The organism is Serratia sp. szju, from assembly GCF_044594185.1.
In the GTDB taxonomy this organism is placed as follows: Bacteria; Pseudomonadota; Gammaproteobacteria; order Enterobacterales; family Enterobacteriaceae; genus Serratia; species Serratia bockelmannii.
On sequence record NZ_CP172576.1, the window covers coordinates 4949500 to 4976461 of the forward strand.

The window sequence follows — 26962 nt, forward strand, 5'->3', positions numbered from 1 at the left end:
GACCAGAAATCACCCGAAAAATTCGTTTCACACATTGTTAATTATTGTGATATCGATCGCGGATAAACGGCCACTAAGCGCTTACATTTAACACAACAAAACAAATTATCACTAAAATTAACAGGAGTGCAGTATGACACACCCAGGGAATTATGCCGTTTGCGTCATCGGGCTGGGGGCGATGGGCATGGGCGCGGCGCGCTCGTGCCTCCGCGCCGGATTGACCACCTACGGGGCGGACCTGAATCCGCAGGCACTGGCGGCGCTGCAACAGGCCGGCGCTAAGCAAACGTCCTCCAGCGCGTGCGACTTCGCCGCCGAGTTGGACGCCGTGCTGCTGCTGGTGGTGAACGCCGCCCAGGTGAAGCAGATCCTGTTCGGCGAACAAGGCCTGGCGCCAAAGCTCAAGCCAGGCACCGCGGTGATGGTCTGTTCGACCATTTCCGCCGATGACGCCAAACAGATCGAGCAACGGCTGCTGGACTACGGGCTGCCGATGCTGGATGCGCCGGTTTCCGGCGGAGCGGCCAAGGCAGAGGAAGGCCAGATGACGGTGATGGCCGCCGGCGCAGACGCCACCTTCGAGCGCCTGCAACCCGTGCTGGACGCCATCGCCGGCAAGGTTTACCGCATCGGCGAAACGATCGGCCTTGGCGCGACGGTAAAAATCATCCACCAGCTGTTGGCTGGCGTACACATCGCCGCCGGCGCGGAAGCCATGGCGCTGGCCGCCCGCGCCGGCATCCCGCTGGACGTGATGTACGACGTGGTCACCCACGCCGCCGGCAACTCCTGGATGTTCGAAAATCGCATGCGCCACGTGGTCGACGGCGACTATACGCCCAAATCGGCGGTGGATATCTTCGTCAAGGATCTGGGGCTGGTGGCGGATACCGCCAAGGCGCTGCATTTCCCGCTGCCGCTGGCCTCCACCGCCTTCACCATGTTTACCGCCGCCAGCAACGCCGGCTACGGTAAAGAAGACGACAGTGCGGTAATCAAAATCTTTGCCGGCATCGATTTGCCGCAAAAAAAGGAGGCGCTCTGATGCTGCTTGGCGTAATCGCGGATGACTTTACCGGCGCGACCGACATCGCCAGTTTTCTGGTGCAAAATGGCCTGCCGACGGTGCAGCTGAATGGCGTGCCGCAAGACGAAACGCAAATAAACGCACAGGCGGCGGTCATTAGCCTGAAATCGCGTTCCTGCCCGGCAGAGCAGGCGATCGAACAGTCGTTGCAGGCGCTGGCCTGGCTGCAAGAACAGGACTGCCGTCAGTTCTACTTCAAGTACTGCTCCACCTTCGACAGCACCGCACAGGGCAATATCGGCCCGGTGACCGATGCTCTGCTCGCCGCGCTGGGAGAAAATTTCACGGTTGTCTCACCGGCGTTGCCGGTAAACGGCCGCACGGTCTATCAGGGCCACCTGTTTGTCGGGGAACAGCTGTTGTCTGAATCCGGCATGCGTCATCACCCGGTCACGCCAATGACTGACAGCAACCTGCTTCGCCTGATGGAATCCCAGGCCACCGGACGCTGTGGGCTGGTGACGGCGGCAGAAATGGATCGCGGCGCCGAGGCGGTCAGCGAGAAGCTGCAGCAATTGGCGCAGGACGGCGTGCGCTACGCAGTGCTGGATACGCTCAACGAACGGCATCTGCTCACCCAGGGTGAAGCGTTGAAAACGATGAAGCTGGTGACCGGCGGTTCGGGCCTGGCGATCGGCCTGGCGCGTCAATGGGCGCAGAATGGCGAACGTTCGGCAGAGGCGGCCGGTGCGCCGCAGGGGGAAAAAGCGGCGGTGCTGTCGGGCTCGTGTTCTGTGATGACCAACCGGCAGGTGGCGCACTACCGTGAACGCGCGGCGGCGCAGGCCATCGATATCGGCCGCTGTCTCGATCCGCAGGCGCGAGCGGCCTACGCCGCCGAGTTGGCGCATTGGGCGCAGCGCCATACCGGGGAAGCGCTTGCCCCGCTGATCTACGCCACTGCATCGCCGGAGTCGCTGCAGCAAACGCAACAACGGCATGGCGCCGCCGCCAGCGAAGCGGTAGAAGCCTTGTTCGCCGAACTGGTGGTGCAACTGCATCAGTTGGGGTTCAGCCGCTTTATCGTCGCCGGCGGCGAAACCTCCGGCGTGGTCACGCAGGCGCTGGGCATTCGCGGCTTCCATATCGGCCCCAGCATTTCCCCCGGCGTTCCCTGGGTGCGCGCCAGCGATCGGGCCATTTCCCTGGCGTTGAAATCAGGCAATTTTGGCGATGAAGCCTTCTTCTCACGCGCGCAAACGGAGTTCCCGGTATGAGCATGACGATTGAACAGCAGGCGCGTGAAGAGATGGTGCGCCTGGGCGCCTCGTTTTTCCAACGCGGCTACGCCACCGGCTCCGCCGGCAACCTCTCGCTGTTGCTGCCGGACGGCGCGCTGCTGGCGACGCCGACCGGCTCCTGTTTCGGCGAGTTGCAGGCCGACCGCCTGTCTAAAGTGAGCCTGAACGGCGACTGGCTCTCCGGCGACAAGCCGTCGAAAGAGATCAGCTTTCATCGGGCGCTCTATCTGAACAACCCGGAATGCAAAGCGGTCGTGCACTTGCATTGCACCTACCTCACGGCGCTCTCTTGCCTGCAGGGGCTGGACGCCGACAACGCCATCAAACCGTTCACCCCCTATGTGGTGATGCGCGTCGGCAAGGTGCCGGTGGTGCCTTACTACCGGCCCGGCGACGAAAGGCTGGCACAGGATCTGGCCCGCCTGGCGCCGACCCACCGTGCCTTTTTGCTGGCCAACCACGGGCCGGTGGTGACCGGTAAAGACCTGCGAGCGGCGGCGGACAATGCCGAAGAGATGGAAGATGCGGCGCGACTGATCTTCACCCTCGGCGATCGTCCGATCCGCTATTTGACCGATGATGAAATTGCCGAATTACGGAGCTGAACCATGCCTAAATTTGCCGCCAATTTGTCGATGATGTTTACTGAGGTGCCATTCCTCGATCGCTTCGCCGCCGCTGCCGCACAGGGCTTCAACGCGGTGGAATTCCTGTTCCCTTACGAGCATCCCGCGGAGCTGTTGGCCGAGAAGCTGCGCGAACACGGCCTGCAACAGGTGCTGTTCAACACCGCGCCCGGTGATGCCGCCACCGGCGAGTGGGGGCTGGCGGCGCTGCCGGGCCGCGAGCGGGATGCGCGCGCCGATATCGATCGCGCGCTGGCCTACGCCATCGCCCTTTCCTGCCCCTGCGTGCACCTGATGGCCGGCGTAGTGCCCGCGGGCGCTGATCGACAGCGTTATCTCGACACCTTTATCGCCAATGCGCGCTATGCCGCCGACGCCTTCGCCCCGCACGGCGTCAAGGTGCTGATCGAAGCGCTCAGCCCGCCGGTCAAGCCCGACTACCTGTTCGCCAGTCAACATCAGGCGGCGGAAGCGGTGGCGGCGATCGAAAGACCGAACGTGTTCATTCAGTTCGACTTTTTCCACGCGCAGTTGGTGGACGGCAATATCAGCGGGCTGCTGGAGACGCTGGCCGGGCGCTACGCGCATATCCAGATAGCCTCGGTGCCGGATCGCCATGAGCCTGACGAGGGCGAACTGAATTACCCGTGGCTGTTCGACAAGCTGGATGCGCTCGGCTATCAGGGCTGGATCGGTTGCGAATACCGCCCGCGCGGCGACACCGCCGCCGGGCTCGGCTGGCTGAAGCCTTACCGCTAAAGCCGCACGCCGACACCAGGAAATCGATTTTATAACAATGAAACGCACCCGTATCGCCACGCGGCGATCGCGGTGCCCAACGCTTACCCAACGAAAGGCTTTTTCATGTCTACCTCTCTGCTGTTGCTGATTGCCGTACTCGGCGTGGTGCTGCTGTTATTGATGGTGATTAAGGCGAAGGTGCAGCCCTTTGTCGCGCTGTTGGTGGTCAGTCTGCTGGTGGCGTTGGCCAGCGGCATTCCGACCGGTGAAGTGATGAAAGTAATGACCGCCGGGATGGGCGGCGTGCTCGGCTCGGTGACCATCATCATCGGTCTGGGGGCGATGCTCGGGCGCATGATCGAACACTCAGGCGGCGCCGAGTCGCTGGCGCAGCGCTTCAGCCAGGGGCTGGGGCCGAAACATACCGTCGCCGCGCTGACCCTCGCTGCATTTATCCTCGGCATTCCGGTGTTCTTCGACGTCGGCTTTATCATTCTGGCGCCGATTATTTACGGCTTCGCCAAGGTCGCCAAAGTGTCACCGCTGAAGTTCGGCCTGCCGATGGCCGGCGTGATGTTGACGGTACACGTCGCGCTACCGCCACACCCCGGCCCGGTCGCTGCCGCCGGCTTGCTCAACGCCGACATCGGTTGGCTGACCATCATCGGCCTCGCGATCTGTATCCCGGTCGGCGTGATCGGCTATTTCGCCGCCAACTACCTCAACCGCAAAACCTATCCATTATCGATAGAGGTGCTGGAACAGCTGCAGCTGGCGGCGCCGGAGCCGCGTCCGGAAGGGCAAGCGCCCCTCAGCGATCGCATCAACCCGCCTGGCGCCGGCCTGGTGGCGGCGCTGATCGTCATCCCGATCGCCATCATCATGCTCGGCACCGTCTCCGCCACGCTGTTGCCGGCAGGTTCGGCGCTGCGCGATGCGCTGTCTCTGCTGGGCTCGCCGGCGGTGGCGCTGATGATAGCCCTGCTGCTGGCCTTCTATTTCCTGGCGCTGCGCCGCGGCTGGAGCCTGCAACACGCCAGCGACGTGATGGGCGCCGCGCTGCCGACCGCCGCGGTGGTGATCCTGGTGACTGGCGCGGGCGGCGTGTTCGGCAAGGTGCTGGTGGAATCCGGCGTCGGCAAGGCGCTGGCCGAAGTACTGACGGCCATCGGCCTGCCGCTGGTACCCGCCGCCTTTATCATTTCGCTGGCGCTGCGCGCTTCACAGGGTTCCGCCACCGTGGCGATCCTGACCACCGGTGGCCTGTTGTCGGAAGCGGTCAGCGGGCTGAATCAGCTGCAGTTGGTGCTGGTGACGTTGGCGACCTGTTTTGGCGGGCTGGGGCTTTCCCACGTCAACGACTCCGGTTTTTGGATCGTCACGCGCTATTTGGGGCTGTCGGTGGCCGATGGCCTGAAGACCTGGACGGTGCTGACCACCCTGCTCGGTCTGAGCGGCTTTCTGTTCACCTGGCTATTGTGGCTGGCGGTGTGATTTCTCTGGCATACTGAACGCCGTTGTTTTTCATCGCCTTTCACCCTGTGCAGGAGCAGCAACATGACCGTAATCAACACCGCGCCAACGCTTGTCACCGAACGCCTGCGGCTGGACGCACACACGCTGGACGACTTCGACTCGCTGGCCGCTCTGTGGGCCGATCCGCTGGTGGTACGCTATATCGGCGGCACCCCGCGCGACCGAGAAGACTCCTGGGGGCGCCTGATGCGCTACGTCGGCCACTGGGCGCTGTTGGGGTACGGGTATTGGGCGGTGCGTGACAAACAGAGCGGCGAGTATCTCGGCAGCATCGGCTTCTCCGACTTCCTGCGCGACATCACCCCAGCGCTCGATGCGCCGGAGATGGGCTGGACGCTGGTGAGTTCGGCGCACGGCAAAGGCTATGCCACCGAGGCGCTGCGGGCGGCGCTGGCCTGGGGGAAAACGCACCTGCCGGGGGAAAAAACCGTCTGCATCATCTCGCCTGAAAACCAGGCTTCGCTGGCGTTGGCGAAAAAGGTCGGCTTCAGCGAAAGCCACCGCAGCGAGTATCACCAGAGCCCGATCGTGGTGATGCATTGCCCGCTTTGAATGCCTAAGCGCGTTGCACCACCAACGCCGTCTGAATGAAGTTGTCCCGCAGCGCGTCGGTGCGCTGCGGATCCCAGGCGATACCGACCTGCCACTCCGTCTCCTCGCCGCTCAGCGGTAAAATGTCGATGCCGGCCGGCGCGATATGCGTGATGCTGTGCGGCAGCAGCGCGACGCCGACGCCGGCGGCGACCAGCGCCAACAACGTTTGGATATCACCGGCCTGCTGCACCACGTTCGGCGTCAACCGGTGAGCGGCGATAAACCGCAGCGACTGATCGCTCAGCCCGCGCCCGCGTTTCGGCGTCAATTGCAACAGCGGCAGCAGATTGAAACGCGCCATCAGATCGTCGGTGCGCAGCGCCAGCGCGCCCGGCGCAGCCAGCACCAACCGATCGCTCAACAACGCGACGCCGCACAGCGGCGTATTGACCGGCAAGCGCACGAACCCCGCCTGCAACTCTCCCTGCAGCAACAGCTGATACTGCCGTTCGGACGGCAAGTCTTCCAGGCCGATCGCCACCTCGGGAAACCGTTGGCGAAAGGCGGCCACCAGCTGCGGCGCCAGATGAAAGCTGGAAAGGCCAAATCCCAGCGACAGCCGCCCCGCTTCCCCGAGCGCCACCCGCCGAGCGCGCTGCTGAAACTGCTGGTACTGCGCCACCAGCACCTGCGCCTCCGGGTAGAGCCGCTGCCCGCCGGCGGTGAGCACCGCCCCCTGTCGGCCACGCTCGAACAATCGAACGCCGAGCTGGGTTTCCAGCGCCTGAATTTGCTTGCTCAGCGCCGGTTGGCTGATGCATAGCCGGCTCGCCGCCTGACGATAGTTGCCCTGCTCGGCCAGCGCCACCAGGGCGCGCAGTTGTTTTATATCCATTCCATTAAGTTATCGAATAGGGAATTTAATTGATTATACAGTAATCAATTCGCCTGCTGTAATCAACGCAGACCCTAACCGGAGAGACACCATGACCATCTCATTACGCGCCGCCACGGTGCAATTCCAGCATCGCGCCAACGATAAAAATTACAACCTGTCGACCATGGAGCGCTTTATCGCTCAGGCGGCCGAGCAGCAGGTACAGCTGCTGGCCTTCCCGGAAATGTGCGTCACCGGCTATTGGCACGTGCGCCATCTGTCCGACGCCGAAGTGCGGGCGCTGGCGGAGCCGATCGTGAGCAGCCCCTCGCTGGCGCGCATTCGCCCGCTGGCTGAGCGTTACAGCATGGCGATTGGCGTCGGGCTGATCGAGCTGGGCGATGATGGCCGGTGTTACAACGCCTATGCCGTTTGTCTGCCGGACGGCGAACTGCATGTGCACCGCAAACTGCACGCCTTCGAGCACCCGGCTATCGCCAGCGGCGACCGCTATACGGTGTTCGATACCCCCTGGGGCGTACGCGTGGGCGTATTGATCTGCTGGGACAACAATCTGGTGGAGAATGTGCGCGCAACGGCGCTGCTGGGCGCGGACGTGCTGATCGCCCCGCACCAGACCGGCGGCACCCATTCGCGCAGCCCGCACGGCATGAAGCCGATCCCGCAGGCGCTGTGGCAGCGGCGGGTGGAAGATCCGCAGGCGATAGAAGCCGCCTTTCGCGGCGAACACGGCCGCGGCTGGCTAATGCGCTGGCTGCCGTCGCGCGCTCACGACAACGGGCTGTTCTTGCTGTTCAGCAACGGCGTGGGCCGAGATGACGATGAAATACGCACCGGCAACGCGATGATCCTCGATCCTTACGGCCGCATCGTAGCGGAGACCTGGGCGGCGGAAGACCGGCTGGTCAGCGCCGATCTCGATCTGACGCTGATCCCGCTCAGCACCGGCCGCCGCTGGATTTACGGACGCCGCCCCGAGCTGTACGGGTTGTTGACCGAACCGCAAGGCTATGAACGCGATGCCCGCAGCGCGCGCTTTTCGACACAGCCGACGGGGCGCGGCAGCCGATAACAGATAAAAAAAATCCGCCCGGAGGCGGATTTTTTATCGGTGCGACAAAAGCTGCCGCAGGTTCATGCCCTCAGGCACGAACACACTTAGAAGCGGTAGCCTACGCCAACGTTCCAGGTGCCAACGTCAACGCTACGAATGCGGTTCTGCTCGTAACCGACATCCAGGGCAACGTTCTCGATTGGGTTGAACTGCAGACCGGCACCGTAGGTGAAGCCGTAGTCAGCGGTATCGTGACGAGAAGTACCGTTCTGAGCGTTGGTAGTGAATTTACCGTAACCCAGGCCAACCAGACCGTAGATGCTCGCCCAGTCATTGATGCGGTATGCTGGACCGGCAGAGATAGAGTTGTACTGAGCTTTGTTGTAGAAACCGTCCTGAGAACCGTCCTTTTCCAGGTGGGTAAAGGAACCGATTACGCCCAGTGGGTTGTTGTCGAACTCGTAACGGTATTTCAGGTTGAAACCGTCGGCCTTGTTAGCAACGCCTTGGAAATCACCCTGCGCATAGCCAGCGGATACGGTGCTCTGACCAGCGAATGCGGTACCTGCGCTAACTGCTAATACGCAAGCTGCTACTGCGGAAAGACATGCAATTTTTTTCATAACCACCTCAAACGCGTTTTATTATTAAGTACATCCATTTGTTCATGCTTTGAAAATATAACAAAAATTAGCGTGAAACTCTGCCTTGAAATGAGTGTCTAATGCTTTATATCGTGTAACAGAAGATTTCAAGAACAGTGTATCTGCTTCTTTTCGCTCTATTTTCGGCCATATTCTACGGCTTTCTGTGACAAAAATCACCAATTTAATACCAGATAATTCTTAAGAAAAAGCGCACTTTTTGACCAAATTCACCCCATCTCATCCGAGGATCGGTGGATTTCACCGCGATGCGCGCTTTTCTCAGACAGATTTTCGCCATTTCATTTACACTGCTCGCATCCCCGTTTCGACCGTTTTCTCAAGGCTGAGGAACGGCGCATAAAAGGCCCGTTAAGGATGTCGTTATCTACTTCCGGCAGAGCGCCCTCCGCGCTGCTGCCTATCTGTCTGTTAATCATCGCCATGGTGTCTATCCAGAGCGGTGCCTCGTTGGCCAAAAGCCTGTTCCCGATCGTGGGTGCGGAAGGCATTACGACGCTGCGTCTTTTCATCGGCACCCTGATTCTGTTCATTATCTTCCGCCCATGGCGTATGCGCATCGCCGCCGGTAGCCGCTTGCCGCTGCTGATTTACGGCCTGTCGCTCGGCGCGATGAATTACCTGTTCTACCTGTCGCTGCGCACCGTGCCGCTCGGCATCGCCGTGGCGCTGGAGTTTACTGGCCCGCTCGCGGTGGCCATGTTCTCCTCGCGGCGGCCGATCGACTTCCTCTGGGTGGCATTGGCGATCGCCGGATTATGGTTCCTGCTGCCGCTCGGCCACGGCGTGGGCGGGATAGACCCCTTCGGTGCCGCCTGCGCGCTCGGCGCCGGCGCCTGCTGGGCGGTCTATATCATCTTCGGCCAGAAGGCCGGCGGCGATCACGGCCCCGGCACGGTGGCGCTCGGCTCGCTGATCGCCGCGTTGGTGTTCTGCCCGATCGGCGCCTGGCAAACCGGCAGCGTGCTGTTCAACGTTGAGATTCTGCCGATAGCCCTGGCGGTAGCCATCCTCTCCACCGCGCTGCCTTATTCGCTGGAGATCATCGCGCTGCCCAAAATTCCGGCGCGCACCTTCGGCACCTTGATGAGCCTGGAACCGGCGATGGCGGCGTTATCCGGCATGCTGTTCCTCGGCGAACACCTGAGCGGCGTGCAATGGCTGGCGCTGGCGGCGATCATCGCCGCCTCCATGGGCTCCGCCCTCACCATTCGCCCCAAACCTCGCCTCGAAAGCCTTTCCTGATCGCCCGACCCGCCTGCAGACCGCAACGTCGGAATGCAGGCGGGTTAACTGTTTTCCTCGTGACAAGTCGGCATACTTCCCCTTAGCCTGTATCGCAGGCTCTTTGGACTTTCGCTCACATGGAGAATAACAGTGATTCACAACAGCCTGTTCAACCCACGCTTCGGCCGCGGACTCGCGCCGGCGCTGGTTTCAACCCTGACCGAGTTGCGCCGATGCGACCTGCCCGAGCTGGCGCTGGGGCATCACCCGATAGACGGCGACAACATCTTTATGGACGTGATGACGCTGACCACCGCGCCGGCGGCGGAAAAGCGCGCCGAAATGCATCAGGAATACATCGCGCTGCATCTGCTGATCAGCGGTGAAGAGCGAATCGAATACGGCCTGGCGGGCAACGGGCATCGTGAACACCCCCACGCGGAAAATAGCGATCTGCTGCTGCTGGACATTAAACGCCACCCGCAAACGCTGCACATGACGCACGGTATGTTCGCGATCTTTTTCCAGATGGAACCGCACAAGACCGGCTGCCTGTGGCAGCGCCCGCAGCACATTAAGAAAGCGGTGGTGAGGATCCATCACCGCCTGCTGCTGTGACCCTGCGGCAGCGCCCGTAGAAAATCGGCGGCCTGGCGGGGAGAGCGCAAGCGCTTGAAATGGCGCCCTACATCGGTACGGGCCATCTCCGCCAGGTATTTTCGCCGGTTCTTCGAGTAAGTGCGGATCGTCCAGAGCACGATCGACTCACGGCTGAAGAAAGAACGGCGGAAACTTTCACGATTGCCGGTGCCCGGCCACAGCTCACGTTTGCTGGCCGCGCGTCGGCACGCCCGGCGCACGGCCTGCCACAGCGTGCGGCAGAAGCCGTAGTCCAACCACAGGATATAATCGACTTCGCGCCACTTAATCGGTTGCGTGCGGCTGTAGTTGCCGTCCAGCACCCAGCCTCCTCCCGCTTCGGCCAGCGTCTGCTCTAACCGTGCCAGGAACGCGTCATCGGGCGTACCCTGCCACTCGGGCCGCCAATACAGGCTGTCCATCTCGATATAGGGAACGTCAAGCCGTTCCGCCAGTTGACGCGCCAGGGTGCTTTTACCGCTGCCGCTGGTGCCGACGACGTTAATTTTCATCACTCGCCAATAAAAACTGGGATAATTCCCTTACTTTAACCGCATCAATTACGGCTATCAATCTGAATAGGCTTACAATTAACAGCACGATAACAATATGGATATTTAGTCGAATCAGCCTATCCGCAGAAAATAAGATAACAGGGATAAATCGTCACTAACCAAAACAATAACAAAAAAATAAAAATAGCAATTAAATTCATTGCATTACATAGAAACACAAACCAAATTAAAATATTGACATTAGACCAAGCCTATTTGTGCAATAGCCATTTTCGTACGGCAAAAATAAATACCCCTGCTATAATTGATCCCGTAACGAAATAGGACAACGACTAATCAAGAGGATATCTGATATGAGTACCGCTAAACTGGTGAAAACGAAATCTTCTGATCTGCTGTATACCCGTAACGATCTGGACGAAAAAGTCAAACTGGCCGCCATCAAGGCGCTGAACCATCAGGTCGTGCAATTTATCGATCTTTCGTTGATCACCAAACAGGCGCACTGGAACATGCGCGGTGCGAACTTCATCGCGGTTCATGAAATGCTGGACGGCTTCCGCACCGCCATCATCGAGCATCAGGACACCTTCGCCGAGCGCGTAGTGCAACTGGGCGGCGTGGCGCTGGGCACCGTACAGGTCGTTAACGATCAGACGCCGCTGAAAAGCTATCCGACCAATATCCACAGCGTGCAAGAACACCTGAAAGCGCTGGCCGATCGCTACGGCGCGGTGGCGAATGACATCCGTAAGGCCATTACCGAAGTGGAAGATGAAGACACCGCCGACATGTTCACCGCCGCATCGCGCGATCTGGACAAGTTCCTGTGGTTCATCGAATCCAATATCGAATAACGCCGCAACGCGTTGCAGACCGCCCGTCGTGCCGGGCAGAACAGGCTGGGCTTCGCCCGGCCTTTTTTCTTTTGCGCGGTCGTTGAATTGTGCAAAAAACGGCCCATATTAAACGGTAGGGTTCCCTTGTTAGGAGGTGATGATGGCCAGCGGCTGGGCGGCAGATGGCGCCGTACAAGATCAGATTGACTCCACCGTCGACGATGCGGTGCAGCGTGCGCGTGATGCGCTCGGGCATGGCGAGAGCGAACGCTATTGCCAGGAATGCGGAGAACCGATCCCCGAGGCGCGCCGCAAGGCGTTAACAGGCGTGCGTTTTTGTCTCGCCTGCCAGGCAGAACAAGACAAAAAACACGCGGCCAATAGCCTGTACAACCGGCGCGGCAGCAAAGACAGCCAGTTGCGTTAGCATTATCTGCTCCCCTTTTTCTCCTCTCGCGGCCCCCGCTTGCACCGTCGGTGCATCATGAAAGTTAGAGTTAGTTATCAATATTGAAGCAAAAACGTTAAAGAACGGTTGTTTCACAGCCAAAATTTGGTTAATGATAGCCCCGTGCACCAAGATAATTCTTACGCACCATTTCGGTGCCTCATTGTGGTGCACAACCATAACAATTCGCCTTTTCGGCACAACATCACGAAGTAACTCTTTGTTTTTATAGTAGTTGAAAACATGGCACGATTTTTTCATGGCACCAACTGCAATATAAAAAATGGGTAATCCGCAACCTGTACAGGAATTCCTCTCATGAAGTCGATTTTTAAAGTCTCCCTGGCCGCACTCTCTCTGGCCTTTGCCGTAAGTTCCCACGCAGCAGACAAACTGGTGGTTGCCACCGACACCGCTTTCGTTCCTTTTGAGTTCAAACAAGGCGACAAATACGTCGGCTTCGACATCGATCTGTGGGCGGCTGTCGCCAAAGAACTGAAGCTGGACTACACCCTGAAACCGATGGACTTCGGCGGCATCATTCCGGCGCTGCAGACCAAAAACGTCGATCTGGCGCTGGCCGGCATCACCATCACCGATGAGCGCAAGAAAGCTATCGACTTCTCCGACGGCTACTACAAGAGCGGCCTGCTGGTAATGGTCAACGCCGACAACAACAGCGTGAAAAGCATCGACGATCTAAATGGTAAAGTGGTGGCGGTGAAGAGCGGCACCGGTTCGGTGGATTACGCCAAGCAGCACATCAAAACCAAGGATCTGCGTCAGTTCCCTAACATCGACAACGCCTACATGGAGCTGGGCACCAAGCGCGCCGATGCGGTGCTGCACGACACGCCAAACATCCTATACTTCATCAAGACGGCCGGCGCCGGCAAGTTCAAAACCGTCGGCGATTCGCTGGAAGCGCAGCAGTATGGCATCGCCTTCCCTAAAGGCAGCGACGAGCTGCGCGAGAAGGTGAACGGCGCGCTGAAAACCCTGCGCGAGAACGGCACCTATAACGAAATCTACAAGAAGTGGTTCGGTACCGAACCTAAGTAAGCTGTGAATTTGGCAAGCTATTAACTTAAGCACAGGGGGTCGCTTAACCCCCTGCGCTTCGTTGTATCTGATACCCACGTTTGGGATCACCGGGAGAAATATCATGCAGTTCGACTGGAGCGCCATCTGGCCCGCCATTCCTATCTTGTTAGAGGGCGCCAAAATGACCCTGTGGATTTCGGTCCTCGGTCTGATTGGCGGCCTGATCATCGGCCTCGTCGCCGGCTTTGCCCGCACCTACGGCGGATGGATCGCCAACCACATCGCGTTGGTGTTTATCGAAGTGATCCGCGGCACGCCGATCGTGGTGCAGGTGATGTTCATCTACTTCGCCCTGCCGATGGCATTTAGCGACTTGCGTATCGATCCGTTCACCGCGGCAGTGGTGACCATCATGATCAACTCCGGCGCTTACATCGCGGAAATCACCCGCGGCGCGGTGCTGTCGATTCATAACGGTTTCCGCGAAGCCGGCCTGGCGCTCGGCCTGTCGCGCCGCGAAACCATCCGCTACGTCATTATGCCGCTGGCGCTGCGTCGCATGCTGCCGCCGCTGGGCAACCAGTGGATCATCAGCATCAAAGACACCTCGCTGTTCATCGTGATCGGCGTGGCGGAGCTGACCCGTCAGGGTCAGGAAATTATTGCCGGTAACTTCCGCGCGCTGGAAATCTGGAGCGCCGTGGCGGTTATCTACCTGATTATTACCCTGGTGCTGAGCTTCGTGCTGCGTCGTCTGGAAAGAAGGATGAAAATCCTGTGATTGAATTTAAAAACGTCTCCAAGCATTTTGGCCAAACCCAGGTGCTGCACAACATCGATTTGAAGATCGACAAAGGCGAAGTGGTGGTGATCATCGGGCCATCCGGCTCTGGCAAATCCACCCTGCTGCGCTGCATCAACAAGCTGGAAGAGGTGACCAGCGGCGATCTGATCGTCGATGGCCTAAAAGCCAACGATCCGAAAGTGGACGATCGGTTGATCCGCCAGGAAGCCGGCATGGTATTCCAGCAGTTCTACCTATTCCCGCACCTGACGGCGCTGGAAAACGTCGCCTTTGGCCCGATCCGCGTGCGCGGCGCGAAGAAGTCCGATGCGGAAAAGCTGGCGCGCGAGCTGCTGGCTAAGGTCGGTTTGGCGGAGCGCGCCCACCACTACCCGTCCGAACTGTCGGGCGGCCAGCAGCAGCGCGTGGCCATTGCGCGCGCGCTGGCGGTGAAGCCGAAAATGATGCTGTTCGACGAGCCGACCTCTGCGCTCGATCCGGAGCTGCGCCACGAAGTGCTGAAGGTGATGCAGGATCTGGCCGAGGAAGGCATGACGATGGTCATCGTCACCCACGAAGTCGGCTTTGCCGAAAAAGTGGCGTCGCGCCTGATCTTTATCGATAAGGGCCGGATTGCCGAAGACGGCAACCCGCACGACCTGATCAACCATCCGCCAAGCCCGCGTCTGCAGGAGTTCCTGCAGCACGTTTCCTGATCCTGGCTGTTTAACGGCGGGCGCGCCACGCGCCCGCCGCTTTCATTCCGCACGCGTTCCCACGCCCCATCGCGTTTCCTTTCCTACTATATTCATTGTTTTCATCGTATTGCTCTGACATCCGCCGATCACAGAACGCCAAAGAGAGGAACAATGCCGCCAAACGCATACTCCCGACGAGGTTCTCATCTGCGAGAACACCTGCTTTTCCTGCTGCTGTTGCTGACCTTGAGCGTCTTCGCACCACCGGCGCTGGCGCAAAACGCGCCGCCTGCGCCCGCCGACAAGAGCGAGCAGCAGAAGGCCGCCTACGCCGCGCTGGCCGATCTGCTGCAAGACGACAAAGCGCGCGCGGAACTCATCAATCACCTGAAACAGACCGCCGGCGACGCCCCCGCCGCAGCGCCGGCAACGTCGGAGGAATCGACGCCCGCTACGCTGAGCGACAGCCTGAACTCGCTGGCGCAGGAAGGCATCGGCACCTTTAACCAGAAGCTCGGCGCGCTGCAAAAGCTGATCGATTCCGGCCCGAAGCGCGTTTTCAATCCCGCCGGCTTTTTCCGCGCGCTGGGCTACTTTCTGCTGACGGTGGCGGTCACCTTTGCGCTGTTCCACCTGATCCGGCGGTTGATCGCGCCGCTGTACAAACGCATGGGCAGTTGGGGGCACAATGCGCGGCTGCAGCGCGGCCCGTGGTATAAGCGCCCCGCCGCCATTCTCGGCGCTTTCGCCGTCGATCTGCTGGTGCTGCTGCTGGCGCTGGCGGCGGGCAATCTGTTCGCCCGCCACGTCCACGCCGACAGCGCCACCATTCTGCGGCTGCAGACCCTGTTTCTCAGCGCCTTCGCGGTGATTGAATTTTTCAAGGCTGTGCTGCGGCTGATTTTCGCCCCTAACTTCGACTACCTGCGTCCCTTCCCCTTCAGCGACCGGAGCGCACGCTACTGGAACACGCGCCTCGCCTGGCTCAGCGGGCTGATCGGCTACGGTCTGATGGTGGTGGTGCCGGTGGTAGCGGTACAAATAAGCTACCCGGCCGCCGCCGCCGTCAACCTGGTGGTGATGCTGGCGCTGACGCTGTACGCCATTTGGCTGATCCTGCACAACCGCAAACCGATACAGCAACAGATCAACCTGCTGGCCGAACGGTCGATGGCGTTTTTCAGCGTGATCCTGCGCGGCCTGGGGCATATCTGGCACCTGCTGGCGATCGCCTATTTTCTGGTGTTGTTCGTGCTGTCCCAGTTCGACATCGGCAACAGCCTACGCTTTATGATGAGCGCCACGGTGAAAAGCCTGCTGGTGGTCGGCGTCGGCGCCCTGCTGTCCGGCATGCTGACCCGCTGGATTTTCCGCCGCATTTCGCTGCCGACCGACGTCAATCTGCGCTATCCGATGCTCGAGCGGCGCATCAACTCCTACATCCCCAACGGGTTGAAGATACTGCGGGTGATGGTGGTGCTGGCGGTGACGCTGTTTCTGCTCGACGCCTGGCACCTGATCAACCTGTACCAGTGGGCGGGCAGCGAAAATGGCCAGCGGACGCTCGGCGGGCTGGTGCATATCCTGCTGATCCTGCTGATTGCCGTCTTCAGCTGGACGCTGATGGCCAGCATCATCGAACACCGCCTGGCGCTGGAACTGAGCAACGGCGTGCGGCCGAGCGCGCGTGAACGCACGTTGCTGACGCTGTTTCGCAACGTGCTGGCTATCGTTATCAGCACCATCACCGTGATGATCGTACTGTCGCAGGTCGGACTGAACATCGCGCCGCTGCTGGCGGGCGCCGGTGCGCTGGGGCTGGCCATCAGCTTCGGCGCCCAAACGCTGGTGAAAGACGTGATCACCGGCGTGTTCATCCAGTTCGAAAATGGCATGAACACCGGCGAATACGTCACCGTCAGCGGCATCACCGGCACCGTGGAGCGCATGACCATCCGCTCGATCGGCCTGCGCGACGACTACGGCGTCTATCACATCGTGCCGTACTCTTCGATCACCACGCTGGCCAACTATGCGCGTGAGTTCGGGGTGTATCGCGCCAACTACACCGTCAGCCGCGACGAGGACATCGATCGGGTCAATGAGGTGCTGCATCAGGCCATCGAGGCGCTGAAGCAGGATGAACAGGTGAAGCATTTCCTGATTGGCGAGCCGGTCTTCAACGGCGTGGTGGCGCTGGGAGACCGCTCGTTCACCACCCGCGTGACGGTGCGCACGCAGGCGCTGAAACAGTGGGTGGTGCAATACGCCCTCGACCGGCTGGTGAAAATCCATTTCGATCGGGCCGGTATCGGCATGCCGCAACAGGCGATGCAGATCTCCCGCGCGCCGCAGCCGCACGAAGAACAGGCGCCGCCCGCGGCGATCTGAGGTTAGCGCCCGCGCCCGCAGGGCTGAGCGGTCAGGAAGGCCGCCACGTCCTGTCGGTAGGCATCGTATTGCACCGAGCGCGGCGCAAACAGGCCCACCACGTTGATCAGCCACGGATGGCGCGCGAACAGCGGTTTGATCATCACGTGGTCGGCTTCGTCGATGCGCGTCACCGTCAACAGCGAGGCCGGGACCGTTTGCCGATAAACGCGCTCGGTTTCGTCCGCGTCCACGTTGACGTCACGCCCGCCCAGTATCAGGTGTACCGGCGTGTTGAAATTTCGTAATCCCGCCGTCGCATCGCTGGCCATGTTGGCGCGAATAAAGCGCCAGCGGTCGGCGCTCAATGCGGCGGTGGCGCCATACTCACGGCGGTACTGCGCGTAGCCGTCCGGTTGTTCGAGCAGCGTTTGAATGTGGCGCCAGTGCGCCTCGCGCGCGGCGATCGACGCTTCATTGTCCCCTGCCGCCACCATCGCTGCCCGGGTGTTATAACGCCCTTGCCGCAGCCAGTTGATCGCCGGCGCCAACGCCAGCGTGAAGGCGATGTCGGGGCGCAAACGCGCCACCTCCGGCATCACCCACCCCGCCTGGCTGGTGCCCCAGAGCCCCACGCAGCGCGCATCGAAGCGCCCGTCCCGCCGGGCCCAGTCGATGATATCGGCGGTTTCCCGTGCGCGATCCGCCATGGTCTGATGCAGCCAGTTGCCGCCGGAGCCGCCAACGCCCGGCTTATCGAAGGATAAAACCGCATAGCCCTGCTGCGCCATCGCCTCCCAAATGCCGTAATAGCCTTCGTCGCGGCTGGCGTTAGCCGGCCCATCGCCGTGCACGAACACCACGATACCGGGCTTGATCGGCGCATGCTGCGGCAACACCAGCGTGCCGGTCAACCGGTTGCCGCCGGCGGTCACCACGACCGGTTCGGTGACAAAGCGAAAGTCGTTGACGTAAATCACCCAGCCAAACGCCGCCAAAACCAGCGCCACGAGGCACAGCCCTATTTTGCGCACGTCGCCTCCCCGTTGCGTTTCTCCATCAATATCCAATCGGCCTGGCCGAACAGTAAGCCCAGCGAGGCGTAATGCTCTTCGCGCCGCACCTGAAAGCCGCAGCGCCGGTACAGACGCTGCGCATCCACGTTGCGCCGGCTGACGTGCAGGCTCAGACGCCGGCCTGTGCCTTGTTCGGCGGCGTAGTCGTTCATCCACTGCAGCAGCCGCCTGCCCACCCCTTTACCGCGCTGGTTCTCGGCCACCGCCAGGTAAGAGAGATACAGCTCACCGGCCGCCGGAGTGTGCTGCAGCACCGCAATTTGCAGATACATGCGCCAAACGTTCAGCCAGCCATAGCGGCGGCACAGCCGCCAAATCGGCAAGGTGCGCGGACGCAGCCCGACGTTGTTCTCGCCAGCGGCCGCATTGAGCGCAAAGGCCGCCACCACCTGTTCATCTTGCTTCACCACGAAGCTGCGCTCCCGGCTGCCGCTTTGCTGCCAACTCCACAGCCGATAGAACAGACGCCACTGAAAGCGGGCTCTGAGACGGCGCGCGCGCTGAAACTTGTCGCTGAACGCGGCGTAGATCAGCGCCGCCGTTTGCAGGCGATCAGCGTCGCGATAAGGATCAATATGCAACATATCAACCTCGTCTAGGGTTGGCGGTAGAGCAGCTGCTCCAACAGCCGCACCGGCGCGGTCTCCTCCGGCGCAGGCGACGCAAAGATCGCCTGCCGCCAGGCCTGGCTTTCGATCACGTCCAGCACCAGCTGCGCGAGCGGTAACGGCGCTATCGCCGCTGCGATCTCACCGGTTTGCTGAGCCTCGGCGATCGTCGTCGCCAGCGCCTCAATCAGTTGCCGCTGGTTGGCGCTGAACGGCTCGGCCAACGCCGGGTTGCGTGCCACCTCCGCCACGATCTCCGCCGACAGTTGCACATTGGCCGGCTCGGCGACAAAGGCGTGATAGGCGGTGAAAAAGGCCGACAGCGCCTGTTTCGGCCGCGTTCTGTCGGCCCGCAATCCGGCGGCGAACTCGGCGAATATGCCGTTTTCCAGCAGCGCAATTTCGCCGATCAACGCCTCCTTGCCGGAAAAATGGTTATAGAGGTTGCCGACGCTGACGCCCGCTGCCTGCGCGATATCTCGCATGCTGGTCTGGTGAAATCCCTTATGGGTAAAGCTGTGCAGCGCGGCCTCGACAATCTTTTCTCGATTTCCCATCGTCAGTTCCCGAAACGGTGAAGGGGCGCCTGGCGCCACAAATTGACATCAACAAATGAACGAACGTTCGTTCATTCTCAAGTCTAGCATAGACCGATAAAATTGAACCGCAGCTCAACGGCGCAGGAATCGGTAGGAAGAGGCAAACGCCGCCCCGCTTTTAGGAGCGGCGCCCGGCGCACTCAGTGCAGCGCGTCGCCCTGCTTCACCGACGTAAACGCCTGCATCAGCTTCACGACGTCGTGCATGCCGATGTTGACCTGGTTGATCACTTCTCCGGCGTCATGGGTCAATGCCACGCCGCCGCCAGCCTGTTCCACGCAGGTCGCCATGCCGGCGATCGCCGCCGCCACGCCCTGCTGGATAGACTTGGTCATGCGTTCGATCTCGGTCGCCGCCTTGCGCGACTGCTCCGCCAGCGTGCGCACTTCGTTGGCCACCACGGCAAAACCGCGCCCGTGCTCACCGGCGTGGGCGGCTTCGATGGAGGCGTTAATCGCCAGCAGGTTGGTTTGGGAGGCGATTTTACGAATGGCTTCGACGATGGTGCCGATCTGCTGAGAGCACTTACCGAGCTCGGTGACCACGTCCGACGTTTCGCGCGCCGCCGCTTCGACCTGCTGCATGCCCTTCACCGCCTGCTGTACGATGACCGCACCCTGCGCCGCCTGCCGATCGGTGTCAAGCGACAGATGATGCGCGTTACGCACCATCTCTTCTTCGTGCTGCTGCTGTTGCATCAGCCGGGTGATGTCCTGGGCGATCTTCACCACTTTCACCACCTGGCCGTCGTTGTCGAGGATCGGGTTATAGCTGGCCTCCAGCCATACCCGTTCACCGCGCCGGTTGACGCGCTCAAAACGCCCGGTGATGAACTCGCCGCGCGCCAGGCGCTGCCAATGCCGCCGATAATCGTCGGAAGCGGCGAACTCCGGCGGGCACAGCACCGCATGCGACTGCCCACACGCCTCTTCCAGCCGATAGCCCATCAGCGCCAACATATTGTCGTTGGCGCTGACAATGGTGCCCTGCGGCGTGAAAGAAATCATCGCCATCGAGCGATTCAACGCCGCCAGCAGGCTGCGGTGCTCCTGCGCCTGCGTCACTCGCTCGGTCACTTCGCTGGCGATCTTGACGATTTCCACCACCTTACCCTGTTTATTCAGCACCGGCGCATAGGTGCCCTGCAGCCACACCGCCTCGCCGTTTTTCGCGATGCGCTTTATGGTGTCCGTGATGGGTTGGCCTTTATTCAGCGTCTCCCAATGTTTGCGATATAACGGGCTAGCGACATAGTTCGGATCGCAGAAAATACGGTGATGCTGACCTATCACGTCATCACGTTGAAATCCCAGCGTGCTGAGGAAAAGATCGTTGGCGCGCAAGACCGTGCCGTCGAGCGAAAATACGATCATCGGAACGGCGTGTTCTATCGCGCTCAGCTCGGCGCCTTTGTGGGTAGTTAACTGACTGAATCGTAACAGCATAAGGTGTAGTCCTTGTGGCAGATGATGGCGCTTTTCTTATTTTTCCTGGCCACATGCCGCGCCCACACGCAGACGTGCCATCGCGGAAGGAACGGGCAGCGCCGCTCCTTCTGGTTATTGCTCTTAACCGGATTAAATTTATTTATTCAGTAAAGTAATTATTCGAATTTAAATAAACCAACAACCTAAGATTTTTATTATGAAAACTGTATTGAGAATAACGTAAGTGATGAAAATTGAAAGGTAAAATGCGGTTTTTTGTCGGCGCCGGCAGGATAACCGGCGCCGGGAAGATTAACGCCAGCGTTCGGCTGCCCAGGCGGCCTGTTGCTCGGCGTCGTGGAAGGTCCAAGCGACGAAGCGGCTGATCTTCTGCCCTTGCGCCATCTCGATGGTGCGCACCTCGGCCGCGCCCGCCACCTTCAGCGCATGATAAATGGCCGGCAGCGTGGTGTTTTTCGAGATGAGCGAAGTGAACCACAGGCAGTTGTTGGCCTTGCTGACGCTCTCTTCCACCATCTTGCGCACAAAGGCTTCTTCGCCGCCTTCGCACCACAGCTCGTTGTTCTTGCCGCCGAAGTTTTGCACCGGCTTGTCGGCCACTTCCCCTTTGCCCAATTTATGCAGCTTGCGGCGGGTGCTGGCGCGCGCTTCCTGCTCGGACGCGTGGAACGGCGGGTTGCACAGGGTGGCGTCGAATTTCTCGACCGCGCCGATGATGCCGCTAAAAATCAGCTCAGGCTGTTTTTGCAGCCGCAGACGCACGCTATTGCGCAGTGTCGGGTTCATCTCGACGATCATCTTGGCCGCGTTGAGCGACACCGGATCGATTTCAGACCCGGTGAAACGCCAGCCGTATTCGCGCAGGCCGACGATCGGGTAGATGCAGTTGGCGCCGACGCCGACGTCGAGGATCGCCACGCCCTTGCCGCGCGGGATCTCGCCGCCGTTGCTGGTCGCCAGCAGATCCGCCAGGTGGTGCAGATAGTCGGCGCGGCCGGGGATCGGCGGGCACAGGTAATCAGCCGGAATATCCCAGTGTTCGATGCCGTAAAAGTGTTGCAGCAACGCACGGTTGAGCATTTTCACCGCCGCCGGATCGGCGAAATCCACCGAGACATCGCCCCAGGCGTTCGGTTTTACGAACGGCGCCAGCGCCGGGCAGCTGGCGATCAGCGCCGGGAAGTCGTAGCGCGAACGATGACGGTTGCGCGGATGCAGGCCGCTTTTCTGCTGCGGGAAGGTTTTCTTTTTTTCCACCGTGACGGGCTCTCTTGAAGGGATTTCCGGCGCGTAAGATAACACATCCGGCCCGCAATGGCGCAGCGGCGGGAAACCCGGCACAATGAAAGCTTCATCGATTGCCACAGGGGCCCCCATGAGCCGTGAATCTCATTACTATTATGAACCCGCCGCCGGCCACGGCCTGCCGCACGATCCGCTGAACGCCATCGTCGGCCCGCGCCCCATCGGCTGGATCTCTTCCCGCAGCGCCGCTGGCTTGCGTAATCTGGCGCCCTACAGCTTTTTCAACTGCTTCAACTACCGCCCACCGATCATCGGTTTCGCCAGCACCGGCTGGAAAGACAGCGTGGCGAATATCGTGGAAACCGGCGAGTTCGTTTGGAACCTGGCGACGCGCCCGTTGGCGGAAGCGATGAACAACAGTTCCATCACCCTGCCGCGCGGTGAGGACGAATTCGCCTTCGCCGGCGTCACGCCGCTGCCCGGGCGCCGGGTCAAAGCCGAGCGTGTGGCCGAAAGCCCGGTGAACTTCGAATGCCGGCTGACCCAATGCATCCAACTGCAAACCGCCGCCGGGGAACAGGTGGAGACCTGGCTGGTGTTGGGCGAGGTGGTGGCGGTGCATCTCGATCCGGCGCTGCTGGATGAACACGGCGTCTACCAGACCGCCGCCGCCGAACCTATCCTGCGCGCCGGCGGCCCGACCGCCTACTACGGCATTTCCGAACAGCACCGTTTCGATCTGACGCGCCCGTCACGCTGATCGTTTCCCCCGTTTATGCAGAAGATAAACGGGGGAATTAATAATCAAAAATTCTGAATAAAACTATCAACACTCTCCGATTTCATCCCGCCTGTCACTGCGCAATAATCTTCCCATCGAAAGGCAACCCCTTTCTCCCTAATTCACTTTGACAGGAATGACGAACATGAAAACCATCAAAACTTTTGCTGCTATCGCTCTGGCCACCGTTTCTTTCACCACTTTTGCCGCTGAACACGTCAGCGCCCAGGATGCCGCCCAATTCGAAAAAGCCGGCGTGATCGTCGCCAGCGGCGCAACCGACCTGAGCAGCCTGACCTCTCAGTTGGCCGCCAAAGCCGATGCCGTAGGCGCCAAGGCTTTCACCATCACCTCTACCAGCGGCAATAACCTGATGCACGCCACCGCGGTTATCTACAAATAATCGCCGCCCCAGACGTCAAAAAGCCCGCCGGATATCATCCCGGCGGGCTTTTTTTATGTTCGCGTACGTCAGCGCTGAATGGGTACGACAGCAATTTTCCTATCGTCCGCTTTGTCAGCAACCCACGCGTCAACGACCCGGAAAATACCGTCGCCAACAGGCAGAAACCCTTTATTTAATGGGGTTTGCAGGCAGTTAAGCACACATTTTTTTACCACCCCATTGCTGGACTAACGGGAGAGGATGATTATCATGTTACGCAGACTACAGATGCAGAGAGCGTTGTATGCAACATATCATTGAAGGTTTCCTCAGTTTCCAGAAAGAGATTTTCCCGCAGCGTAAGGAACTCTTTCGCAGCCTGGCCTCCAGCCAAAATCCTAAAGCGCTTTTCATCTCCTGTTCTGACAGCCGTCTGGTGCCCGAGCTGGTGACGCAGCAAGAACCTGGGCAGCTTTTCGTTATCCGTAACGCCGGTAACATCGTCCCTTCCTTTGGCCCGGAGCCGGGTGGGGTTTCTGCGACTATTGAATACGCGGTGGTGGCGCTGGGCGTGACTGATATCGTGATTTGTGGCCACTCGAACTGTGGCGCCATGAAGGCTATCGCATCCTGTCAGTGCCTCGATCCCATGCCTGCCGTTGCCCACTGGCTGCACTACGCGGATGCGGCCAAAGCGGTGGTCGAGAAGAAAACCTGGGATAGCGAAACAGACAAAGTGAACGCTATGGTGGAAGAAAACGTCATAGCCCAGCTAAATAATATCAAAACCCACCCTTCTGTGGCGGTGGGTCTGCGCAACAGTGGGCTGCGCCTACACGGCTGGGTATACGACATCGAAAGCGGCGAAATTCGCACGCTGGATAGAAACACCAAGAGCTTCGTGTCTCTGGCCGATAATCCCGACGTCTATTTCGAATAAAATAACGCCCGGTTTTTATCATTAAATAAAATCCACGCCGCGGCGTGGATTTTATTGTCAGCCTTAAGGCAAGCGCGCCTCTATCGCCGCAGCGAAGTCGCGGCACATCCGCTCGTCACCCTCGGCGTTGTCCGCCAATACCGTCTCGCCATCCACCACCCGGATGTGCGCCTGCAAATCGAAATCTGCCGGCGGCTGCGGGCGCTTGGCTGCGGCGGCCATCGTCTGCTGCGCCTCATGCCACGCCTGTGCCACCGTCTGGTTGCAGGCCTGCGCCAGATAGTCAGGATTAAACCCTTCGCCGGTCAGGCTGCGCAGCGTGTCGTCATGGCTGACGCTGTTGCCCGGCAACCAGTAGTGTTGCGCCAGATCCGGGCCAATGGCCGGGTTGTCCGTCAGGTAACCGTCGCGCTGCAGGAAGAAGTGACGGGTTTGCTCTACCGCCATCATCGCCAGCAGATAGCCCTGGTAGGAACAGGCGGATTCTAGCGACAGCAGGTGCTGGATCGCCAACGTCGGACGCGGGCTGCCGCTGATGCCGAGGATCTTTTGCTCGACCTCGCGCGCCAGCGCGGTAATGGCTTCCGGCGTGCGCTGCTCGTCATCCCACTGGTACAGCGCCCACTCGAAGTACGGCACCAGCAGGATGTGGCGTTCGTTGAACGCACGCATCGGCTGGCGCGCCGCGATGCCGGCCTCGATCAGCGCATCAGGCACCGCTTCGCCGGCGGCGTTTTTCGCATAGCGTTTCAGCCAGTCGGCGTCGTCCAGCAGGCTGTCGCAGAACATCGACTGGGTTTCGGCATAGGCCATCGAGGTCGGTGGGAACTCCTGCGAGAAGCACGGCGCATTCTGGCGAATGTTGGCGAAGTGCGCCGCGTGGCCGCCCTCGTGGAACAGGGTGTTGAGCCCGTAAGCGCCGCTGCCCACCTGCCCCGGCTGCGCCAGGCTGGTGAAGTTGATGCGCGCCGGCACCCATTCCCCCTGGCGCACAAACGGCGGCACCGGGCCGTGCATAAAGCCGTTCTCATACTTGCCTTTGCGCACCAGCAGATCGAGGTTCATCTCGGCGCCGCCAAAGCCGATGTGCAGGCGTTTGAAGCTGTCGACCCAGCGTTCCAGCGAACGAGAAAACGGGAAGTAAGGATCCAGTTGACGGGTGACGTCGCCAGCGCTGGCGAAGCGGACGTTCCACGGCTCCAGCGCCTGGCCGCCCTTGTCGGCCGCCAGCTGTTGCAGGCTGCGCGCGTTGGCCTCGCGGGTTTCCCGCTCGAAACGATCCAGAATGGCGAACAGCTGCTCCGGCGTCATGCGCTCGGTTTTGTTCACCTTGTAGTCGAAATAGTTGCGATAGCCCATCTGGCGCGCAAAGCGGTTGCGCAGGCCGATCAGCTCCGGCAGGCCGTTATGCAGCAGCCATTGCTCCAGGTCGCGCAGCGCCTGCTGCGAACTGCGGCGGTAGTCTTCGTTCGGGTTGGTCGCCTGGTTGGTCAGCAGCTCGCCGAGCGAGGCCGCCACCCGCTGGCCGTCGGCGTTCAGGTGTGTGACCTGATAGCCCTTGCGGCGCGAGTAGAGATCGGACTCGGCGTGAATGATCTGATCCAACAGCGCCTGCGCCTGCGGATCTTCAATGGCGTTACAGTCGAAGAAACGCAGCCAGCCTTGCAGGCCGTGGATCAGCGCATCGCGCTGCGCCTCCTGCGGCAGCGTTTCCAATCCGGCCAGCAGATTGCGGATCTCGGCCAGCCGGCGCGGTTCGGCGATAAAGCGCTTATAGGCGCTTTCCGCGGCGGAAAAGCGCGCCGACACGCCTTCATCGCCGGTGCCCATGTAGTTTTGCCAGAACAGCTCTTCTTTGGCGCGGTGAACGTCGAGGTAATCCTGGTTCAATTGATTGAAGTAATCGAGAGCCTGTTGCATAACCGTCCTTCTCAGCCGATGAGGAAATATCCCAGTATAGTCGCGCTTAGGCCTGACGCAGGCGCTGCAGCCCCTGCTCGAGCGTCTCGCTCTCGCCGGCGGCCACCAGGCAACAGGCGACCTGCCGCTGGATGGCCTGCGGGATCGCCACCTCGCCCGCCAGGCAGCGCTCGGTCCAGCGTGCGGTGGTTTCCGCGTCTTTCGCCGCCGGCAATGCCGGCGTTTCATCCTGCAAGGTGCGCTCCAGCAATACGTGCTGTTCGCCGCCGACGATGTGGTGAATTTGCGGGCAGCGCAGCGGGTTGGCGTAGGCTTCACCTTCGGTGCCGTGCATCAGCAGCCCGCGGGCGCCGATTTGGCGGAAAAACGATGCCACCCGGCCAACATACTCCGGGTGAGAGACGCTGGCGAGGCGCAGCGCATCCTGTTCGCCGAACGGCGTCGCCAGCTTGGCCAGCGTATGGGCGCTGTTGCGCACCCCCATGCGCCAACGCAATCCGAGCTGCCGCGCCAACGGCGCCGACAGCGTGGAAACCGGCATGAATACCGCCTCGCCGTTATCGAGACGCCGCTGGGCGTGAGCAGCCTGTTCCGACCACGGCAGCCCCAGAGCGCGGAAAATCTCGGCGCTGGTCACGCGGGTGCTGTCGTCCAGCACGCCGTGCACCACCACCGGCAGGCCCACTTTCGCCAGCAGCAGCGCCAGCAGCGGCGTCAGGTTGGCCTGCTTGCGCGCGCCGTTGTAGCTCGGCAGCACCACCGGCAATGGCCGCCCCTGCGGCGCCTGCAGCGGCAACACCTGCTGCTGCATCGCCTGATAGAAGCCCAGCATCTCCTCTTCGGCTTCGCCCTTGATGCGCAGCGCGATCAGAATGCCGCCCAGCTCCAGCTCGGGGACCTCCCCGGCCAGCATCGCCTGATACAGCTCAAAGGCGGTCTGCCGGTCCAGGTCGCGCGCATGATTTTTGCCGCGGCCTATTTCTTTGATAATTTTGGTGTAATCCATCCGAA

28 protein-coding genes are annotated in these 26962 nt (G+C 60.6%); 18 read left to right on the forward strand and 10 right to left on the reverse strand.

The genetic code is table 11. The features are described 5' to 3' along the window. The first annotated feature begins 133 nt into the window (after positions 1-133). The 6 genes from ltnD to RE418_RS23455 all read left to right on the forward strand — a co-directional run bounded on the left by ltnD (position 134) and on the right by RE418_RS23455 (position 5786). Positions 134-1048, forward strand: coding sequence for an L-threonate dehydrogenase (gene ltnD, locus RE418_RS23430; protein WP_089180685.1), 915 nt, complete (start codon positions 134-136; stop codon positions 1046-1048). Then, positions 1048-2307: a 3-oxo-tetronate kinase gene (otnK, locus tag RE418_RS23435; protein ID WP_089180684.1), complete on the forward strand. Its 1260-nt coding sequence runs from the start codon at positions 1048-1050 to the stop codon at positions 2305-2307. Before ltnD ends, otnK begins: the two co-directional genes overlap by 1 nt. Further along, the gene (locus RE418_RS23440) at positions 2304-2936 is read left to right on the forward strand and encodes an aldolase (protein WP_399675609.1); all 633 of its coding nucleotides are present in this window, start codon (positions 2304-2306) and stop codon (positions 2934-2936) included. Before otnK ends, RE418_RS23440 begins: the two co-directional genes overlap by 4 nt. 3 nt (positions 2937-2939) lie before the next feature. Further along, positions 2940-3716, forward strand: coding sequence for a 2-oxo-tetronate isomerase (gene otnI, locus RE418_RS23445; protein ID WP_025302094.1), 777 nt, complete (start codon positions 2940-2942; stop codon positions 3714-3716). Positions 3717-3821: 105 nt separating this feature from the next. Further along, positions 3822-5192, forward strand: coding sequence for a GntP family transporter (locus RE418_RS23450; protein WP_048795956.1), 1371 nt, complete (start codon positions 3822-3824; stop codon positions 5190-5192). A 63-nt stretch (positions 5193-5255) separates the two neighbouring features. Beyond that, on the forward strand, positions 5256-5786 hold the full coding sequence (locus tag RE418_RS23455) for a GNAT family N-acetyltransferase (protein ID WP_025302092.1): 531 nt from the start codon (positions 5256-5258) through the stop codon (positions 5784-5786). A 4-nt stretch (positions 5787-5790) separates the two neighbouring features. Here the strand turns inward: RE418_RS23455 and RE418_RS23460 are convergent, their stop codons facing one another. Further along, complete coding sequence (locus RE418_RS23460) at positions 5791-6663, reverse strand: LysR family transcriptional regulator (protein WP_089180683.1); 873 nt, start codon at positions 6661-6663, stop codon at positions 5791-5793. Positions 6664-6754: 91 nt separating this feature from the next. Between RE418_RS23460 and RE418_RS23465 the strand changes: the two genes are divergently transcribed. Beyond that, the gene (locus RE418_RS23465; protein ID WP_089180682.1) at positions 6755-7738 is read left to right on the forward strand and encodes a nitrilase family protein; all 984 of its coding nucleotides are present in this window, start codon (positions 6755-6757) and stop codon (positions 7736-7738) included. Positions 7739-7824: 86 nt separating this feature from the next. Here the strand turns inward: RE418_RS23465 and ompX are convergent, their stop codons facing one another. Continuing rightward, a complete protein-coding gene (ompX, locus tag RE418_RS23470) occupies positions 7825-8343 on the reverse strand; it encodes an outer membrane protein OmpX (protein ID WP_019454480.1) in 519 nt (172 codons plus the stop codon). A gap of 399 nt (positions 8344-8742) precedes the next feature. On the opposite strand from ompX, the gene rhtA reads away from it, so the two are divergent. Beyond that, the gene (gene rhtA / locus RE418_RS23475) at positions 8743-9630 is read left to right on the forward strand and encodes a threonine/homoserine exporter RhtA (protein WP_025302089.1); all 888 of its coding nucleotides are present in this window, start codon (positions 8743-8745) and stop codon (positions 9628-9630) included. A 132-nt stretch (positions 9631-9762) separates the two neighbouring features. Continuing rightward, positions 9763-10230 (forward strand): N-acetylneuraminate anomerase, encoded by a 468-nt coding sequence (gene nanQ / locus RE418_RS23480; RefSeq protein ID WP_060432710.1) that lies wholly within the window; start codon positions 9763-9765, stop codon positions 10228-10230. Here the strand turns inward: nanQ and RE418_RS23485 are convergent. Continuing rightward, entirely contained in the window at positions 10212-10763 is a 552-nt protein-coding gene (locus RE418_RS23485; RefSeq protein WP_025302087.1) for an AAA family ATPase, read from the reverse strand. The two genes, nanQ and RE418_RS23485, sit on opposite strands and share 19 nt — an antisense overlap. Before the next feature lie 356 nt (positions 10764-11119). Between RE418_RS23485 and dps the strand changes: the two genes are divergently transcribed. The 6 genes from dps to ybiO all read left to right on the forward strand — a co-directional run bounded on the left by dps (position 11120) and on the right by ybiO (position 16970). Then, a complete protein-coding gene (gene dps, locus RE418_RS23490) occupies positions 11120-11623 on the forward strand; it encodes a DNA starvation/stationary phase protection protein Dps (protein ID WP_025302086.1) in 504 nt (167 codons plus the stop codon). Positions 11624-11765: 142 nt separating this feature from the next. Continuing rightward, a complete protein-coding gene (locus tag RE418_RS23495; RefSeq protein WP_049208895.1) occupies positions 11766-12032 on the forward strand; it encodes a DksA/TraR family C4-type zinc finger protein in 267 nt (88 codons plus the stop codon). Between the two features lie 339 nt (positions 12033-12371). Next, a complete protein-coding gene (gene glnH / locus RE418_RS23500) occupies positions 12372-13115 on the forward strand; it encodes a glutamine ABC transporter substrate-binding protein GlnH (RefSeq protein WP_004939223.1) in 744 nt (247 codons plus the stop codon). A gap of 103 nt (positions 13116-13218) precedes the next feature. Further along, entirely contained in the window at positions 13219-13878 is a 660-nt protein-coding gene (gene glnP, locus RE418_RS23505; protein WP_019454487.1) for a glutamine ABC transporter permease GlnP, read from the forward strand. Continuing rightward, positions 13875-14597 carry a glutamine ABC transporter ATP-binding protein GlnQ gene (gene glnQ / locus RE418_RS23510; protein WP_004939230.1) on the forward strand — a complete coding sequence of 241 codons (723 nt, stop codon included), beginning with the start codon at positions 13875-13877 and terminating at the stop codon, positions 14595-14597. The genes glnP and glnQ overlap by 4 nt, the downstream gene beginning before the upstream one ends. 153 nt (positions 14598-14750) lie before the next feature. Continuing rightward, entirely contained in the window at positions 14751-16970 is a 2220-nt protein-coding gene (ybiO, locus tag RE418_RS23515) for a mechanosensitive channel protein (protein WP_053085973.1), read from the forward strand. Positions 16971-16972: 2 nt separating this feature from the next. Here the strand turns inward: ybiO and RE418_RS23520 are convergent, their stop codons facing one another. The 5 genes from RE418_RS23520 to rlmF all read right to left on the reverse strand — a co-directional run bounded on the left by RE418_RS23520 (position 16973) and on the right by rlmF (position 21937). Continuing rightward, positions 16973-17983 carry a S9 family peptidase gene (locus RE418_RS23520; protein WP_089180681.1) on the reverse strand — a complete coding sequence of 337 codons (1011 nt, stop codon included), beginning with the start codon at positions 17981-17983 and terminating at the stop codon, positions 16973-16975. Further along, entirely contained in the window at positions 17971-18609 is a 639-nt protein-coding gene (locus RE418_RS23525) for an N-acetyltransferase (RefSeq protein WP_089180680.1), read from the reverse strand. The genes RE418_RS23520 and RE418_RS23525 overlap by 13 nt, the downstream gene beginning before the upstream one ends. Positions 18610-18620: 11 nt before the next feature. Continuing rightward, positions 18621-19190 carry a TetR/AcrR family transcriptional regulator gene (locus tag RE418_RS23530; RefSeq protein ID WP_025302081.1) on the reverse strand — a complete coding sequence of 190 codons (570 nt, stop codon included), beginning with the start codon at positions 19188-19190 and terminating at the stop codon, positions 18621-18623. Between the two features lie 182 nt (positions 19191-19372). Further along, on the reverse strand, positions 19373-20677 hold the full coding sequence (locus RE418_RS23535) for a PAS domain-containing methyl-accepting chemotaxis protein (RefSeq protein ID WP_060432706.1): 1305 nt from the start codon (positions 20675-20677) through the stop codon (positions 19373-19375). A 294-nt stretch (positions 20678-20971) separates the two neighbouring features. Beyond that, complete coding sequence (gene rlmF, locus RE418_RS23540; protein ID WP_193402728.1) at positions 20972-21937, reverse strand: 23S rRNA (adenine(1618)-N(6))-methyltransferase RlmF; 966 nt, start codon at positions 21935-21937, stop codon at positions 20972-20974. A gap of 118 nt (positions 21938-22055) precedes the next feature. Between rlmF and RE418_RS23545 the strand changes: the two genes are divergently transcribed. The 3 genes from RE418_RS23545 (at position 22056) to RE418_RS23555 (ending at position 24031) form a co-directional block, all read left to right on the forward strand. Next, positions 22056-22685, forward strand: coding sequence for a flavin reductase family protein (locus RE418_RS23545; protein ID WP_099816766.1), 630 nt, complete (start codon positions 22056-22058; stop codon positions 22683-22685). A gap of 166 nt (positions 22686-22851) precedes the next feature. Further along, complete coding sequence (locus RE418_RS23550; RefSeq protein WP_193402645.1) at positions 22852-23109, forward strand: YdgH/BhsA/McbA-like domain containing protein; 258 nt, start codon at positions 22852-22854, stop codon at positions 23107-23109. 286 nt (positions 23110-23395) lie between these two features. Then, positions 23396-24031: a carbonic anhydrase gene (locus RE418_RS23555; protein ID WP_025302076.1), complete on the forward strand. Its 636-nt coding sequence runs from the start codon at positions 23396-23398 to the stop codon at positions 24029-24031. Between the two features lie 63 nt (positions 24032-24094). On the opposite strand, the gene RE418_RS23560 is transcribed toward RE418_RS23555, so the two are convergent. Together RE418_RS23560 and ybiB are read right to left on the reverse strand one after the other, a co-directional pair. Then, complete coding sequence (locus RE418_RS23560; RefSeq protein ID WP_399675615.1) at positions 24095-25951, reverse strand: M3 family metallopeptidase; 1857 nt, start codon at positions 25949-25951, stop codon at positions 24095-24097. A gap of 46 nt (positions 25952-25997) precedes the next feature. Continuing rightward, positions 25998-26957 carry a DNA-binding protein YbiB gene (gene ybiB / locus RE418_RS23565; protein WP_043137073.1) on the reverse strand — a complete coding sequence of 320 codons (960 nt, stop codon included), beginning with the start codon at positions 26955-26957 and terminating at the stop codon, positions 25998-26000. Between the last annotated feature and the right edge of the window lie 5 nt (positions 26958-26962).

Excerpts from the sequence above, each read along its gene's own strand:
- RE418_RS23455 (WP_025302092.1), top strand. The coding sequence starts at position 5,256 with ATGACCGTAATCAACACCGCGCCAACGCTTGTCACCGAACGCCTGCGG.
- RE418_RS23495 (WP_049208895.1), top strand. The coding sequence starts at position 11,766 with ATGGCCAGCGGCTGGGCGGCAGATGGCGCCGTACAAGATCAGATTGAC.
- RE418_RS23535 (WP_060432706.1), bottom strand. The coding sequence starts at position 20,677 with ATGCTGTTACGATTCAGTCAGTTAACTACCCACAAAGGCGCCGAGCTG.
- dps (WP_025302086.1), top strand. The coding sequence starts at position 11,120 with ATGAGTACCGCTAAACTGGTGAAAACGAAATCTTCTGATCTGCTGTAT.
- glnP (WP_019454487.1), top strand. The coding sequence starts at position 13,219 with ATGCAGTTCGACTGGAGCGCCATCTGGCCCGCCATTCCTATCTTGTTA.
- ompX (WP_019454480.1), bottom strand. The coding sequence starts at position 8,343 with ATGAAAAAAATTGCATGTCTTTCCGCAGTAGCAGCTTGCGTATTAGCA.
- ltnD (WP_089180685.1), top strand. The coding sequence starts at position 134 with ATGACACACCCAGGGAATTATGCCGTTTGCGTCATCGGGCTGGGGGCG.
- RE418_RS23530 (WP_025302081.1), bottom strand. The coding sequence starts at position 19,190 with ATGGGAAATCGAGAAAAGATTGTCGAGGCCGCGCTGCACAGCTTTACC.
- RE418_RS23485 (WP_025302087.1), bottom strand. The coding sequence starts at position 10,763 with ATGAAAATTAACGTCGTCGGCACCAGCGGCAGCGGTAAAAGCACCCTG.
- RE418_RS23550 (WP_193402645.1), top strand. The coding sequence starts at position 22,852 with ATGAAAACCATCAAAACTTTTGCTGCTATCGCTCTGGCCACCGTTTCT.
- RE418_RS23525 (WP_089180680.1), bottom strand. The coding sequence starts at position 18,609 with ATGTTGCATATTGATCCTTATCGCGACGCTGATCGCCTGCAAACGGCG.
- RE418_RS23460 (WP_089180683.1), bottom strand. The coding sequence starts at position 6,663 with ATGGATATAAAACAACTGCGCGCCCTGGTGGCGCTGGCCGAGCAGGGC.
- RE418_RS23440 (WP_399675609.1), top strand. The coding sequence starts at position 2,304 with ATGAGCATGACGATTGAACAGCAGGCGCGTGAAGAGATGGTGCGCCTG.
- RE418_RS23545 (WP_099816766.1), top strand. The coding sequence starts at position 22,056 with ATGAGCCGTGAATCTCATTACTATTATGAACCCGCCGCCGGCCACGGC.
- ybiO (WP_053085973.1), top strand. The coding sequence starts at position 14,751 with ATGCCGCCAAACGCATACTCCCGACGAGGTTCTCATCTGCGAGAACAC.
- ybiB (WP_043137073.1), bottom strand. The coding sequence starts at position 26,957 with ATGGATTACACCAAAATTATCAAAGAAATAGGCCGCGGCAAAAATCAT.
- rhtA (WP_025302089.1), top strand. The coding sequence starts at position 8,743 with ATGTCGTTATCTACTTCCGGCAGAGCGCCCTCCGCGCTGCTGCCTATC.
- RE418_RS23560 (WP_399675615.1), bottom strand. The coding sequence starts at position 25,951 with ATGCAACAGGCTCTCGATTACTTCAATCAATTGAACCAGGATTACCTC.
- otnK (WP_089180684.1), top strand. The coding sequence starts at position 1,048 with ATGCTGCTTGGCGTAATCGCGGATGACTTTACCGGCGCGACCGACATC.
- RE418_RS23465 (WP_089180682.1), top strand. The coding sequence starts at position 6,755 with ATGACCATCTCATTACGCGCCGCCACGGTGCAATTCCAGCATCGCGCC.
- otnI (WP_025302094.1), top strand. The coding sequence starts at position 2,940 with ATGCCTAAATTTGCCGCCAATTTGTCGATGATGTTTACTGAGGTGCCA.
- glnH (WP_004939223.1), top strand. The coding sequence starts at position 12,372 with ATGAAGTCGATTTTTAAAGTCTCCCTGGCCGCACTCTCTCTGGCCTTT.
- RE418_RS23555 (WP_025302076.1), top strand. The coding sequence starts at position 23,396 with ATGCAACATATCATTGAAGGTTTCCTCAGTTTCCAGAAAGAGATTTTC.
- RE418_RS23450 (WP_048795956.1), top strand. The coding sequence starts at position 3,822 with ATGTCTACCTCTCTGCTGTTGCTGATTGCCGTACTCGGCGTGGTGCTG.